Source organism: Actinomadura barringtoniae, assembly GCF_017573505.1.
Taxonomy (GTDB): Bacteria; Actinomycetota; Actinomycetes; order Streptosporangiales; family Streptosporangiaceae; genus Spirillospora; species Spirillospora barringtoniae.
In genome coordinates this window covers 237,028-249,537 of record NZ_JAGEOJ010000005.1, presented here as the reverse complement: position 1 = coordinate 249,537, position 12,510 = coordinate 237,028, and the positions used below count along the sequence as shown (strand labels likewise).

At 69.2% G+C, this 12,510-nt stretch carries 13 protein-coding genes; 2 read left to right on the top strand and 11 right to left on the bottom strand.

Annotated elements, in window-relative coordinates; translation table 11 throughout:
- Window positions 1-143: 143 nt before the first annotated feature.
- From J4573_RS14010 to J4573_RS13975, 8 genes are all read right to left on the bottom strand, one after another.
- Window positions 144-971 (bottom strand): class I SAM-dependent methyltransferase, encoded by an 828-nt coding sequence (locus J4573_RS14010; protein ID WP_208255862.1) that lies wholly within the window; start codon window positions 969-971, stop codon window positions 144-146.
- 78 nt (window positions 972-1,049) lie between these two features.
- Window positions 1,050-1,577, bottom strand: a complete 528-nt coding sequence (locus J4573_RS14005; protein WP_208255861.1) for a GNAT family N-acetyltransferase — start codon at window positions 1,575-1,577, stop codon at window positions 1,050-1,052.
- 105 nt (window positions 1,578-1,682) lie between these two features.
- On the bottom strand, window positions 1,683-2,654 hold the full coding sequence (locus J4573_RS14000) for an SH3 domain-containing protein (protein ID WP_208255860.1): 972 nt from the start codon (window positions 2,652-2,654) through the stop codon (window positions 1,683-1,685).
- A 165-nt stretch (window positions 2,655-2,819) separates the two neighbouring features.
- A complete protein-coding gene (locus J4573_RS13995) occupies window positions 2,820-3,944 on the bottom strand; it encodes a S1 family peptidase (RefSeq protein ID WP_208255859.1) in 1,125 nt (374 codons plus the stop codon).
- 95 nt (window positions 3,945-4,039) lie between these two features.
- A complete protein-coding gene (locus tag J4573_RS13990; protein WP_243772958.1) occupies window positions 4,040-4,444 on the bottom strand; it encodes a YchJ family protein in 405 nt (134 codons plus the stop codon).
- 32 nt (window positions 4,445-4,476) lie between these two features.
- Entirely contained in the window at window positions 4,477-6,261 is a 1,785-nt protein-coding gene (locus J4573_RS13985) for an MFS transporter (RefSeq protein ID WP_208255857.1), read from the bottom strand.
- Between the two features lie 40 nt (window positions 6,262-6,301).
- Window positions 6,302-7,618: an FAD/NAD(P)-binding protein gene (locus tag J4573_RS13980; RefSeq protein ID WP_208255856.1), complete on the bottom strand. Its 1,317-nt coding sequence runs from the start codon at window positions 7,616-7,618 to the stop codon at window positions 6,302-6,304.
- A 153-nt stretch (window positions 7,619-7,771) separates the two neighbouring features.
- Complete coding sequence (locus J4573_RS13975; RefSeq protein WP_208255855.1) at window positions 7,772-8,266, bottom strand: FBP domain-containing protein; 495 nt, start codon at window positions 8,264-8,266, stop codon at window positions 7,772-7,774.
- Between the two features lie 68 nt (window positions 8,267-8,334).
- Between J4573_RS13975 and J4573_RS13970 the strand changes: the two genes are divergently transcribed.
- Together J4573_RS13970 and J4573_RS13965 are read left to right on the top strand one after the other, a co-directional pair.
- Entirely contained in the window at window positions 8,335-8,913 is a 579-nt protein-coding gene (locus tag J4573_RS13970) for a TetR/AcrR family transcriptional regulator (RefSeq protein ID WP_208255854.1), read from the top strand.
- A 70-nt stretch (window positions 8,914-8,983) separates the two neighbouring features.
- Window positions 8,984-9,508: a GAF domain-containing protein gene (locus J4573_RS13965; protein WP_208255853.1), complete on the top strand. Its 525-nt coding sequence runs from the start codon at window positions 8,984-8,986 to the stop codon at window positions 9,506-9,508.
- On the opposite strand, the gene J4573_RS13960 is transcribed toward J4573_RS13965, so the two are convergent.
- The 3 genes from J4573_RS13960 to J4573_RS13950 all read right to left on the bottom strand — a co-directional run bounded on the left by J4573_RS13960 (window position 9,505) and on the right by J4573_RS13950 (window position 12,409).
- Complete coding sequence (locus tag J4573_RS13960) at window positions 9,505-10,461, bottom strand: NAD(P)-dependent alcohol dehydrogenase (RefSeq protein ID WP_208255852.1); 957 nt, start codon at window positions 10,459-10,461, stop codon at window positions 9,505-9,507. The genes J4573_RS13965 and J4573_RS13960 overlap by 4 nt on opposite strands.
- Before the next feature lie 127 nt (window positions 10,462-10,588).
- Window positions 10,589-11,047: a YdeI/OmpD-associated family protein gene (locus tag J4573_RS13955; protein WP_208255851.1), complete on the bottom strand. Its 459-nt coding sequence runs from the start codon at window positions 11,045-11,047 to the stop codon at window positions 10,589-10,591.
- A gap of 141 nt (window positions 11,048-11,188) precedes the next feature.
- Window positions 11,189-12,409: an IS256 family transposase gene (locus J4573_RS13950; RefSeq protein ID WP_208256131.1), complete on the bottom strand. Its 1,221-nt coding sequence runs from the start codon at window positions 12,407-12,409 to the stop codon at window positions 11,189-11,191.
- Window positions 12,410-12,510 lie beyond the last annotated feature (101 nt).

The following is a 12,510-nucleotide window of genomic DNA, read 5'->3' as shown; positions in this document are numbered from 1 at the left end:
TATCAGGGGCCCGCTCCGGTACGGTCCGCACGCTGGGCTGGTCCGGTGTCACGGCCGTCCCGGTCACGTGCAGTGGTCACGAGCGCACGCCGCCCGTCACGCCCGCACGGAGGGCGTCACGAACGCACGAGCGTGCGGGGGCGTCACGCGCGTGCGGCGGCGCGGACGATCCTGAAGAGTCCGAACGGGGCGAGTGCGTCGTCGCGCCGCCAGATCCACTCCGGAACGGCCTCGCGGACACCTGCGTCGTCCACGACCGTGAAGCCGAGACGCCCGAGCGACTCGGCGATCTCTTCCGGTGTCCAGAACGAGCGGTAGGGCTCGCCGCTCTCGGAGACGACCTGCGCGGCGATCGTCGCGTACTCCGCGCCCTTCTCGTCCCGCAGTTCCTCGGGCAGCGCGTAGTCCATGACCAGTTCCGTGCCTGGGCCGAACGCCGCGATCTGCGACAGCGTCCGTTCGACGGCCTCGGGGGTCAGGTAGAAGCTCGCCCCCGACCACATCACCAGCGTGTTCGGGCCGGGCTCGAAGCGTCCCTCAAGGCTCTCGGTCTCCAGATCCACCGGAACGAACTCGAGGCACTCGGGCACCGCGACGCCCGCCCTCTCCATCAGTGCGAGCTTCCACGCCTGCGTGCCGGGTCGGTCGACCTCGTGAACGCGGACTCCCCGCCCGGCGCGATGCGCGAACGTGTCGAGCCCGGCGCCGAGGATCACGCAGCGCTCCGGCCGCGACTCGGCGGCGACCCGTTCGGCATAGCGAGCGCGCGTCGTGACGACGGTCCTGGTGCCGGCGAGGATGATGTGGTCGCCGTGCGCGCGGTGATACCCGAGCATTTCCTCGCCCAGGTCGCCGAGCAGCGTCGCGGCGAGTTCGTCCCGGAAGATCAAGGGCTCGCGGTCGACGACGAGGTGCGCGGCGCGCGCGACGGCCGCCGCCAGTGCCGTACGGCTGGGCATTTCTTTCTCCATGCCCGCAAAGTAACGGCGCTTTTCCTAAGCATATCAGCTCAAAATAAATTGCGAATAACAATTGCCCGGGTGAAATGGTCACATGAACGGGCCGGGCTCCGAGCGCTCGTAGAGCCACTCGTCGTGCCAGCGGCCCTCAAGGAAGACGTGGGCGCGGGCCAGGCCGATGAGGCGGAAGCCGTTGTTCTCCAGGACGCGGATGGAGGCCGGGTTGTCGGTCCGTACGGAGGCCTCGACGCGATGCAGCCCGAGCTCGCCGAAGGCGATGTCGAGGCAGCGGGCCACGGCGGCGGTCGCGATGCCCTGGCCCGCGTGGCGCTGCGAGACCCAGTAGCCGATCCGGCAGTTGCGCAGCGCGCCCCAGACGATGTGGTTGAGCGTCATGTAGCCGACGTAGTCGTGGCCGTTGTGGATGAGGGCGGTCCACTGGCGTCCCTCGCGGCGGCGGCGGTCGATCTCGGCGAGCAGGCGGCGCTGCGTCTCGGGTTCGAAGAAGGACGGGTCGCGCTCCGGCTCCCATTTCCTGAGGTAGGCGCGGTTCTCGCTATAGAGGCGGGTCAGCTCCTCGGTGTGGCCGACGTCGGCCTCGTGCAGCGATACGTCCACGGGTGACTCCGTTCGGTGCCGGAGCCACGAGGATCCCATCAATGAGGGGGACGCGCCCGTGCGCGTCCCCCTCGTCGGCCTTCGTCGGCGTTCAGCTGCGTCGGGTCAGGAACCGGGCGCCACCTCGGTCGCGGGCTGCGCGGGCGGCTCCTCCGCGGGCGCGTTCGGGTTCGGCGCGTCCTCGGGACAGTCGGCGGGATCGGGCGTGGAGGCGGGATCAGGTGTGGCGGCGGGCGCGGGAGCGGCGGCGTCCCCGCGGTCCTGAACGGTCTGCGAGAGGTAGCGGCGGGACGCGAAGCCGGTCAGGCCGTTCGACAGGTTCAGCTGGGCCCAGCCGCTCTGCACCGTGCCGGTGCCGGGCAGCAGGATCGCGGTCTTGACGAACGCGATCTGCTTGAACTTCACGCCCGCGCCCGCGCGGACGTTGACGCCGGGCGAACCGACGACGCGATAGACGGGGTTGGTGGTCTTGGCGAGGTACTGCGCGGCGACCCAGCCGACGCCGCCGGCCGACACAGAGACCTGCGTCCAGCCCTTGGCGACCTGCCCGGTGGAGGCCAGCAGACCGCCCGCGCGCAGGACGTTGATGACCTTGGCCTGGGTGTTCGGGGCGGTGCGCAGGTTCACGCCCGCGCGGGTGACCTTGAACGCGGCGACGCCCGTGGGCTTCGGCTTCGGCTTCGGCGGCGGGCCGGGCTTGACCATGGTGAGGTACATCGACGGCGCCCAGGCCACGCCGCCCTTGGGCATCCGGATCTGCGTCCAGCTGCCGGACGTCTTGCCGGTCCCGGCGACGACCGTGCCGAACCTCAGGCTGCCGGACTCCTTGTACTTGCTGCCCGGCCCGGAGCGCACCTTCAGCCCGGACTTGGCGTTCACCTTGAACGACGGCGCGGGCGCGACGACGGCGTGCGAGGCGACGGTGCGCGAGGCGACGGTGCGCGAGGCGGCGACAGTGTGCGAGGCGGCGACGGCGGCCGGCACGGTCAGCGCGGAGCCCGCGAGCCCCGCGGCGAGAGCGGTGGAAATGACGATCGGACGCATGAGTCCCCCGTGGTCGATGGTGCGGACGCGCATGCGCGCGTCCGCCTCTCGGGGCGGACTCAACCAGCCTTCTCCGGCCCGGGCGCGACCTCGCGGGACCGTCTGTCGGACGTTTACTTGATCATGGAACGGGCGGCTCCGGCGGTGGAGGTGCCGGAGCCGCCCGGGGAGCGGACGGACGGTCGGGGCCGCGGACGGTCAGGGCTTCGGAACGTCCCACAGCGTCAGGGCGAAGTCCCGCAGGATGGGCGCGACGGGCTGGTAGACGGTGTGGCTGCCCGAAATCGAGCAGCTGCCGTTGCCGCCGGACAGAATCCCGAGCGCGATGCTGCCGCCGTCGTACAGCGGGCCGCCGCTGTCGCCGGGCTCGGAGCACGCGTCCGTCTCGATCAGGCCGGTGACCGTGGTGCCGTCGCCGTAGGTCACGGTCTTGTTCAGCGAGACGACGTGACCGCCGCGCAGATGCGTGGTGCTGCCGTCGTGCCGGATGGACAGGCCGACCACGGCGTCGCCCGAGGTGGTGATGAACTTGCCGCTGTCGGCCACCGTCCCGTAGGCGTGGATCTGGGCGGTGTCGTATTCGACGATGCCGTAGTCGCCGCCCGGGCCGAAGACGTTCGGGTGGCCGGCGTTGGTTCCGAGGCGGCTGGTCAGGCCCGAGTCGGCGTACCAGTCGGAGGCGGCGTGCGTGCAGTGCCCGGCGGTGATGAAGTAGTGCCTGCCGAAGCCGTCGAACACGTTGAAGCCGAGCGTGCACCGTCCGGCGGCCGACCATACGGCCGTGCCGTCCAGCATCGTCGGGCCGTGCGTGCTGAACCTGCCGGGGACGCGCTGGAGCCTGGCCGACGAGCCGAGCTTGCCGGTGACGGAGGTGAGCTTGGCGAGCCTGGCCCCCGTCACGGACTGGTCCGCCTGAACGACGACCTGGTCGGTGGCCGGGTCGAGGGACCAGGCGGTGCCCGGAATCCGCGCCGAGCGGTCGAGCCGCGCGGTCGCCTTCTGAAGGTCGTCGCGGCTGTGGGAGACCGTGCGCGGCGTCGCGCCCGCGGCGCGCACGCTCTGCGCCGCCGAGCCGTCGGTGACGTTGACGACCAGCCTGCCGGTCTTCTGGTCGACGTACGAGCCCGCGCTGTGGGCGCCGCCCAGGTTCTTCTCCAGCCTGGTCGCGAGCTTCGCCAGAGCCTGGTCGGCGGCGGGGGAGGAGGGCTTCGGGGGAGTGGGGGCGGCCGGCGTCGCGGCGTTGGCGGCGGCGTTCGGTACGACGGCCGAGAGGAGCGCCGTCGCGGTCACCGTGACGGCACAGGCAGCATGACGAAGTCTCATTTCCGCTCTGCTTTCTGAGGGGACGGAAAGGCTGTCACCCGATAGGCGTTCCAATCCGTTCCAAAGCCGTTCCACGGCCTCCGCAGGGCCGGCGTTCAGTCCACCGTGCCGTTCAGGTACGACCAGGCGCCGCCGTCGCGCACGAACCGGCTGACCTCGTGCATCTCGCCGTCGCGCCCGCCCTGCGTGTAGCGCGCCCGGAACTCCACGGTGCCCTGCTTGTCGAACGCGCTGCCGCCGGTGGTGCCGACGATCGTCAGCCCCTCCCAGCGCATCCCCGGCTCGAAGCCGACGGCGGGCGGCCGCGTGGACGGATGCCAGCTACTGAGGAGGTACGCCTCGTCCTGCACCGCGAAGGCGCTGTAGCGCGAGCGCATCAGCAGCTCGGCGGTCGGCGGCTTGGCCTCGCCCCTGTGGAACCGCCCGCAGCACTCGGCGTACGAGGCGGGCAGCCCACAGGGGCACGAGGCGGAAGTCGAGGAAGCGGGGCGCTTGGGCATGCGCCCCATTCTTCCAAGGTCAGGGACGCGTATCAGGCACCGGTCTTGGTCGTGCTCGTCGTGGTGGTCGCGTCGGTCGCGTCGGTCGTGGTGGCCGGAGCGGCGGCGGTCCCCTCGGCCTCCTCCGTCTCCTCGGCCGGCTTGGTGTTCGAGCGGCCGCGGATGAGGCACGCCCAGCCCGCGACCAGCGACATCACGATCGCCATCGAGAACACCACGATCAGGCCGCTGTGGAACGGCTCGGAGATCAGGTGCGGGAAGAACTCGCGGCCGGTGAGCGTCGCCGCGTTCGCCGGGGGCAGGTTGTGCAGCACGTCCGAGCCGAGCAGCGACTGGATCGGGTTGTAGCCGAGGAACGCCGCGAACAGCGTGCCGACCGGTGGCAGCTGGGCGATGGTGTTCGCGTCGTGCGCCGGTACGCCCTGCGCGGTGAGGCCCGAGCTGAGCGTGTCCGGCAGCGAGCCCGCCAGCCCGATCACCATCAGCGAGAAGAACACGCCGATGGACAGCACCATCCCCGCGTTCTGGAACGTCGCCCGCATCCCGGACGCGGCGCCGCGCGCCTCGGGCGGAACGCTGGACATCACGATCGAGGTGTTGGGCGCCGCGAACATGGCGCCGCCCAGCCCGTTCAGGAACACCAGGAACGCGAACCAGCCGTAGTTGAAGTCGGTCGGGATCATCAGCAGCCCCGCGAACGAGACCGCCATGACCACGAACCCGGAGGCGGCGAAGTAGCGCGCCCCGAACCGGTCCGACAGGTAGCCCGCGATCGGCCCGCCCGCCAGGAACCCGATGGTCAGCGGGATCAGGTAGATGCCCGCCCACAGCGGGGTGTCCTCGTAGTCGTAGCCGTGCAGCGGGAGCCAGATGCCCTGCAGCCAGATGATCAGCATGAACTGCAGGCCGCCGCGCGCGATCGAGCCCAGCAGCGTGGCCAGGTTGCCGCCCGCGAAGACGGCGTTGCGGAAGAGCTTCAGCGGGAACATCGGCTCGGCGACCCTGGTCTCCACGACGCAGAAGATCACCAGCAGCGCGGCGCCGCCGATCAGCCCGGCGAGCACCCACGGGTTGGTCCAGCCCATGGTGTGGCCGCCGTACGGCTGGATCCCATAGGTGATCGCCGCGAGCAGCGCGGTGAGGCCGACGCCGAACGTGACGTTGCCCCACCAGTCGATGCGCGCGGGCCTGCGCACCCCGGTGTCGTGCAGGGAACGGTAGGCCCAGATCGTGCCGATGATGCCGATCGGCACGTTCACCCAGAAGATGCTGCGCCAGTCCCACTCGGCGAGCAGCCCGCCGAGGACCAGGCCGATGAACGAGCCGGCGATGCCCGCGACCATGTTGACGCCGAGCGCCATGCCGCGCTTGTTCAGCGGGAACGCGTCGGTGATGATCGCGGCCGAGTTGGCCATCAGCATCGAGCCGCCGATGGCCTGCACGACCCGCCAGCCGATCAGCCAGAGGGCGCCCCCGCCGCCGTGCAGCGGGTCCAGGGAAAGGATCACCGAGGTGACGGTGAAGATGGCGAATCCCGCGTTGTAGATGCGGACGCGGCCCCACATGTCGCCCAGCCGCCCGAGCGTGACCACCAGCACCGCCGAGACGAGCATGTAGCCCATCAGCATCCAGAGCAGGTAGCTGACATTGCCCGGTTCCAGCGGGTTCAGCTTGATCCCGTTGAAGATCGCGGGGAGTGAGATGAGGACGATCGAGCTGTTGATCGTCGCCAGCAGCGTTCCCAGCGTGGTGTTGGACAGTGCCACCCATTTGTAGTGCGGGTGCCCGGCGTCGAAGCGCGCCCCTGGTGTCCCCATTGCCCCCTGCCGAGGTAGATAGTTAGCTTACCTAAGCTAACTATCTACCGGAGAGTGCCGATTCGTCCAGTCGTTTGGCGACGACCGCCGCCTGCGCGCGGATCTCAGGGATCGCCGTGGTCTCGTACCGCCGGCCTCGCAGCGTCGGGCCGAGCGTGAACAGCGTCCGGTGCGGCTCGCCGCGTTCGTCCAGTACGGCGCCGTCCAGATCGGCGTCGATGCCGAGTCCGAGCGGGCCGGGGCGCGCGATCCCGGCCGCGATCAGGCGCGCGTAGAACGGGTCGGGGGAGTGGGACGGGCCGGTCCCGTTGATCAGCCAGCCTGATTGGAGGGCTTTTCCGTCGTCCAGCCGTACGGTCAGGCGGTCGTCGTCGTTCGTTTCAACGTTCTGCACCCGGCCGCGCGTGATCCGCAGCCGCCCGGACGCCTGGAGCCGGTCGATCCGCTCGGCCGTCGCCGGGGGGATCCGGTGCCGGTGCACTTCCCAAAGGCGCCCTACATGACGAAGGAAGCGCTCCTTGTCCTTCAAGGAGAACGCTTCCCAGATGCCCGGCACGTGGGGCCGCAGGGCGTCCACCACGCCGCGCCACTCGCCGTCGTTGGCCTCGATCGTCTTCCGTACGGCCCGCATGAGCCCGGCCAGTGTCAGCTGGTCCGGCAGCTCGAGCTCGGCCAAAGGTACGCCCGGACATCGATGCCGGCGCGGCAGCAGGCCATGCCGCGAGACGGCGTGCACGACCGTGTCCGGGTGCGCCTTGGTCAGCGTCACGGCCAGATCGATCATGGTCAGCCCGGTGCCCACCACCATCACCGGCGAGCCGTCCCCGACCCCGTCCAGCGCGCCCGGCGCCCACGGATCGGCGATATGGCGGGGCCCGTGGGCGCCCGGCAGGTTCCCCGGCGCCCGGTTGCCGGTCGCGAGCACCACGGCATCGGCGTGGATCTCGCGTTCATGGCCGCTGGCGCTGACGGCGCCGCCGGTGCCGTTCGCCAGCCCGAGCCGCCAGCCGCCGCGCCCGTCCGGCGTGACCGAGGTGACCTCGGCGGTCACCTCTTCGGCACCTGTCCCTGCGAGAACGTCCCGTAGGTAGCGGCCGTACTCCATGCGCGGGATGTAGTCGGTCGCCGCGACGCCGAGGCCCTGGTCCTGGACCCAGCGCAGGAGATGATCAGGGTCCTGCTCCAGCGCGCTCATCTTCGAGACGCACGCGTTCAGCAGATGATGGGGATCGGTGGTCGAGTAGGCCTGCCCCAGCCCGTGCCGCCCGTCCTTGTCGATCAGCAGGACCTTCCGGTCCGGCGGCAGCTGTGCCGCGATCAGCGCCGCGCTGGCGCCTCCACCTGCGATGGCGATCACCGGACCCCCTTGACCTGCGAGTTCAGCCAACGGGGTGATGATACCCAGTATTCCCAGTGAGAATAGTAGGTAATTCAGCCGAAGATCGCCGCCGGGTCGCCGGTGAACCAGGTGTTGTCGATCCGGACCCGCCGGATGACCGAGCGGTCACGGTCAGGCGACGACCTTGTCCAGGAAGTCGGTCAGGTTGGCCGTCGTGCGGTCGATCTTCTCTTCCATCGTGAGCGACTCCTGGAGGCGGCCGCCGGGGCCGACCTGCTTCTTGCCGCGTACGTAAAGCGAGCAGGCGAGATCGGTGCACATGTAGGCGCCCACGGAGTTGCCCTGCTGGCCGGTCTTCCCGGCCCTGCGGGCGGTCAGCAGCGAGACGCCGCCGCCCAGGTGGTTGGTCAGGCACAGTGAGCACATGCTGCGCCGTGCGAACCCCGCCGAGGCCGTCGCGCGCCGCAGCGCCACGCCCATGAGGCCGTCGCCGGTCTCGACCACCAGGTACGACCGTTCGGGCGAGGTGTGATCTTGCCAGCCGAGGAAGTCCAGGTCGTCCCATGGTCGTTCGGCCAGGTCACGTGGCAGGTTGAGGCGCTTGGCCTCGCCCTTGGTGCAGTTGACGAAGGAGTCGCGGATATCGCGTTCGGTCAGGGGTCTCATACTATGGAAGCTAGCTTTCCTAGAGGTCCTAGGCAAATGATTAAATTCCATAGCCGGAGGGGGTGCGGATGGCGCGTGCCGGGCTGACCGCCGAGCGCCTGACCAGGGCGGCGGCGGAGCTGGCCGACGAGATCGGCTTCGAGAACGTGACCGTGTCGGCGCTCGCGCGCGGGTTCGGGGTCAAGGACGCGAGCCTGTACTCCCACATCAAGAACGCGCAGGACCTCAAGGAAAGGGTCGCCCTGCTCGCCCTCACCGAGCTCGCCGACCAGGTCGCCGCCGCGCTCGTCGGCCGCTCGGGCAAGGACGCCCTGGTCGCGTTCGCCAACGCCTACCGCGAGTACGCCAAGCGCCACCCGGGCCGCTACGCCGCGACCCAGATCGAGATCGCCCCCGAGACCGCCGCCGCGAGGGCCACCGGCCGCCACGTGGAGATGACGCACGCCATCTTGCGCGGCTACGACGTGCCCGAATCCGATCATCGGCACGCCGTGCGCCTGCTCCACAGCGCGTTCCACGGCTACGTCAGCCTCGAGACGACGGGCGGCAACCACCGGGCCCCCGGCTTGGACGCGTCCTGGCTCCGAATTATGGACGCGCTGGATATGGCCCTCCGTAACTGGCCAAGCCCGCGCGAACCGGCCTAGGGGCCACATACTGGGTAGCGAACAGCTCTCCTGAGGACCTGTCGCCATGGACCAACGCCCGAGGAGTCGCGTGCGCCAGACCGAGCTTCGCTCGGCCACGGCCACCTTCTTCGATCCCACCCTCGGAGCAGGGACCGACCTGCGCTTTCTCCTGCGCACGATGCTCGACGCCGCGCTGGAACTCACCGGAGCCCAGCGTGGAAACCTGCAACTGCTGGACCACGGAGGCCTGCGCATCGCCGTCCACCGCGACCACTCGATGGAGTTCCTGCGCTTCTTCGAGCTCGTCGAGGCCCGGGGTTCCGCCTGCGGTGAGGCCCTCGCCCGCGGCGACGCGGTCCTGGTGCCGAACGTCGTCTGGAGCCCGATCTTCACCCCGTCCGCCCGCGACGCGATGCTGCGCGAGGGAAGCCACGCCGTGATCTCGGTCCCCCTGGTGCTGGCCAACGGCCGGATGGCGGGCATCGTGTCCGTCCACTACACGACGCCCCGCCTGTCCGCCGAGCCCGACCTGGAACTGCTCCGCCGCCTCGCCGCCCGAGGCGGCCGCCTGATGAGCATGATCCAGGACGAGAAGCCCCTCGCTGAGGACTAGACGGTGACCACGATCTTGCCGCGCGGGTGGCCGTCCCGCAGATGCCGTACGGCGTCCGCGGCCTCGTCCAGCGGATAGGCGCGGTCGATCACAGGAGTGAGATCACCCTTCTCCACCAGCTCCTTGAGCGTCAGCAGGCCGTCGCTGCTCACCTTCGCCGTCAGCCCGATGAGCCGCTGGCCAATGAACGGCGACATCGCGGCGGCACTCACGTTCCTGCCCATGCCGACCCACTGCCCGCCGTTCTCACCACCCACGATCACCAGAGTGCCCTTCTCCGCAAGCACACCCCGCAGCGCGGAAAGAGACCTGTTCCCGGCCGTATCCACGATCAGGTCGTACTTCCCCGTGATTTCGTCGCTGCTGTAGTCGAGGAACTCGCTCGCCCCCAGCGACCGTACGAACTCGCCCTTGCCCGGCCCGGCGACCCCCGTGACCTCCGCGCCGAAATGCGCGGCCAGCTGAACGGCGAAGCACCCCACCCCACCGGACGCGCCGATGACCAGAGCCTTCTGCCCGGCCCTCAGCTGCCCCTTGCCCCTGACCGCCTGGAGCGCGGTCTCGCCCGACACCGGCAGCGCCGCGGCCTGCTCGAAGCTCAGCCCCTCCGGCTTGAGCGCCAGCTTGCCTTCCTTACCTCTCGTGTACTCCGCGAACGACCCGGGCGCGATGCCGAAGACCTCATCACCCGGCTTGAACCGGGTCACCTTCGCCCCGACCTTCTCCACGACCCCCGCCACGTCCCACCCCCGCACGGGATTGCGCGGCTTGCGAACCCCCATGACCAGGCGGACGACGTACGGCTTCCCGGCCATCAGATGCCACACATCAGGCCCGGCCCCCGCCGCGTGCACCCGGATCAGCACCTCCCCGTCACGCGGTTCAGGCCGTTCGATCTCCTCCACCCGCAGAACGTCGGCGGAGCCGTAGACATGCTGGACGACGGCTTTCATGGCGTACCTCCTCAGGTACGGCGGCGACCTCGTCCGGGCAACGAAACACCACCCCGGATCGTCCCGCCCCCCAATGGCCGCTTTCGACCACAACCCCGCCCCGCCCAAGCGGCCGCCGGCATGTTGTTCAGCGAGCCCGGCCTTCGCTGAGCATGGCAACGGACTTCTCAATCCGAGCAACCCGCGTCTCGGCCTTCTTGGCACCGGTGACCTGCTGAACGTGCCAGGACTGCTTACTGTGCGAAAGCGTGTCCCAGAACTCCTTGGCCCGAGGCTCCGCCGCCAACGCAGCGGCAAAATCATCAGGCACCTCAAGCGTCCGAGGAGCCGTATCAAGCTCCACCTCAACATCGAGGACCTGCCCCGCAGCGATATCCGCTTCCTTGCGCCGTTCACCGCTGACGCCCAGCAGATACCGACCGCCCATCTTGGCGATCGACGTCCGAAAGACGAACCCATTCACGGTCACGACAACCTTCGGATGCCCGCCTCCGCCCAGCCCCTCCACAACCGACTCAGGCACATGAAACCCCGTAGTCGTCTTCCCAGTAGCTTCCAACTCAGCCCGAAACTTCACCGCAGCCACTCCCCAATCGTGGGACCCGTCCCGACACAGTAATCAGGCCACCACCCCAGACATCAAGGCCCGATTCAGCCGCGAGCCCCTCAACCAGTCCCACTCCCATGGGGACTGTCCGAAACTTCGTGGGTGGGGCGGTGATCGCCTTCAGTTGAGAGTGATGCGGTCGCCGTAGTGCAGCGACAGCGCGTTCAGGGCGGCTTTCCAGCCGCGGGTTGTGCCGGTGACGTTGGTGCGGCCTTTGGCCGGGCTGCGGATGACCAGATACAGCACCTTGAGCGCGGCCTGCTCGGTGGGGAAGTGCCCGCGTCGGCGGGTGGCCTGGCGGAATCGGGCGTTCAGTGACTCGATCGCGTTCGTCGTATAGATCACCTTGCGGATCTCGGCCGGGAATGCCAGGAACGGCACGAACGTGGTCCAGGAGTCCCGCCAGAGCCGGATCACCGCCGGATACCTCTGGCCCCAATCGTTCTCGAACTCGGCGAACCTCTGCTCGGCGGCCGTCTCGGTGGGGGCGGTGTAGATCTCACGCAGATCGCGGGTGAGCCGGCTCCAGTGCGCTTTGGAGGCATACCGCAGCGACGAGCGGACCAGGTGCACCACACACTGCTGGACGGTGACCTGCGGCCAGATCTCCTCAATCGCCTCGGGCAGGCCTTTGAGTCCGTCGCAGCAGGCGATGCACACATCAGCGACGCCGCGGTTTTTGAGCTCGGCCAGCACGGTCATCCAGTGCTTGGCGCCCTCGCCGCCGGTGCCGACCCACATGCCCAGCACATCGCGTTCACCGGCGCAGTTGATGCCCAGCGCGACATAGATCGGGCGGTTGGTGACGCTGCCTTCGCGGATCTTCACATACAACGCGTCGATCAGCACGACCGGATACACCGCGTCCAGCGGCCGAGACCGCCAGGCCTCCATCTCCTCGACGACCTTGTCAGTGATCCGGGAGATCAGATCTTTGGACACCTCGACCTGGTAGATCTCGGCCAGGTGCGCCTTGATCTCGCCGGTCGTCAGGCCTTTGGCATACAGCGAGATGATCGACTCGTCGAAGCCGTTCACCCGGCGGGCGTGCTTGGGCACGATCTGCGGCTCGAACCCGCCCGCCCGGTCCCGCGGAACCTGGATCTGCACCGGCCCGACCTCGGTCGACACCGTCTTGGGCGAGGTGCCATTGCGGTGGTTACCTGTGGCTTGAGCAGAACGTTCACCCTTGTCATAACCCAGATGCTCGGCCATCTCGGCCTCAAGGGCAGCCTGCAGCAGGGTCTTGGTGATCCCGGCCAGCAGCCCATCCGGACCGACCAGCGACACCCCTTCAGCCTTGGCCCGCTCGATCAGCTCAGCCGCGAGCTGAACATCCAGCCCGCTGCCCGTCTCGTCCTCGTCGTGGTGGGTCACACATGATCCTTCCCAGCCGGGGCGTCAGCCCCAGCCTTCCGGATCACCACCCCACCCACACGATC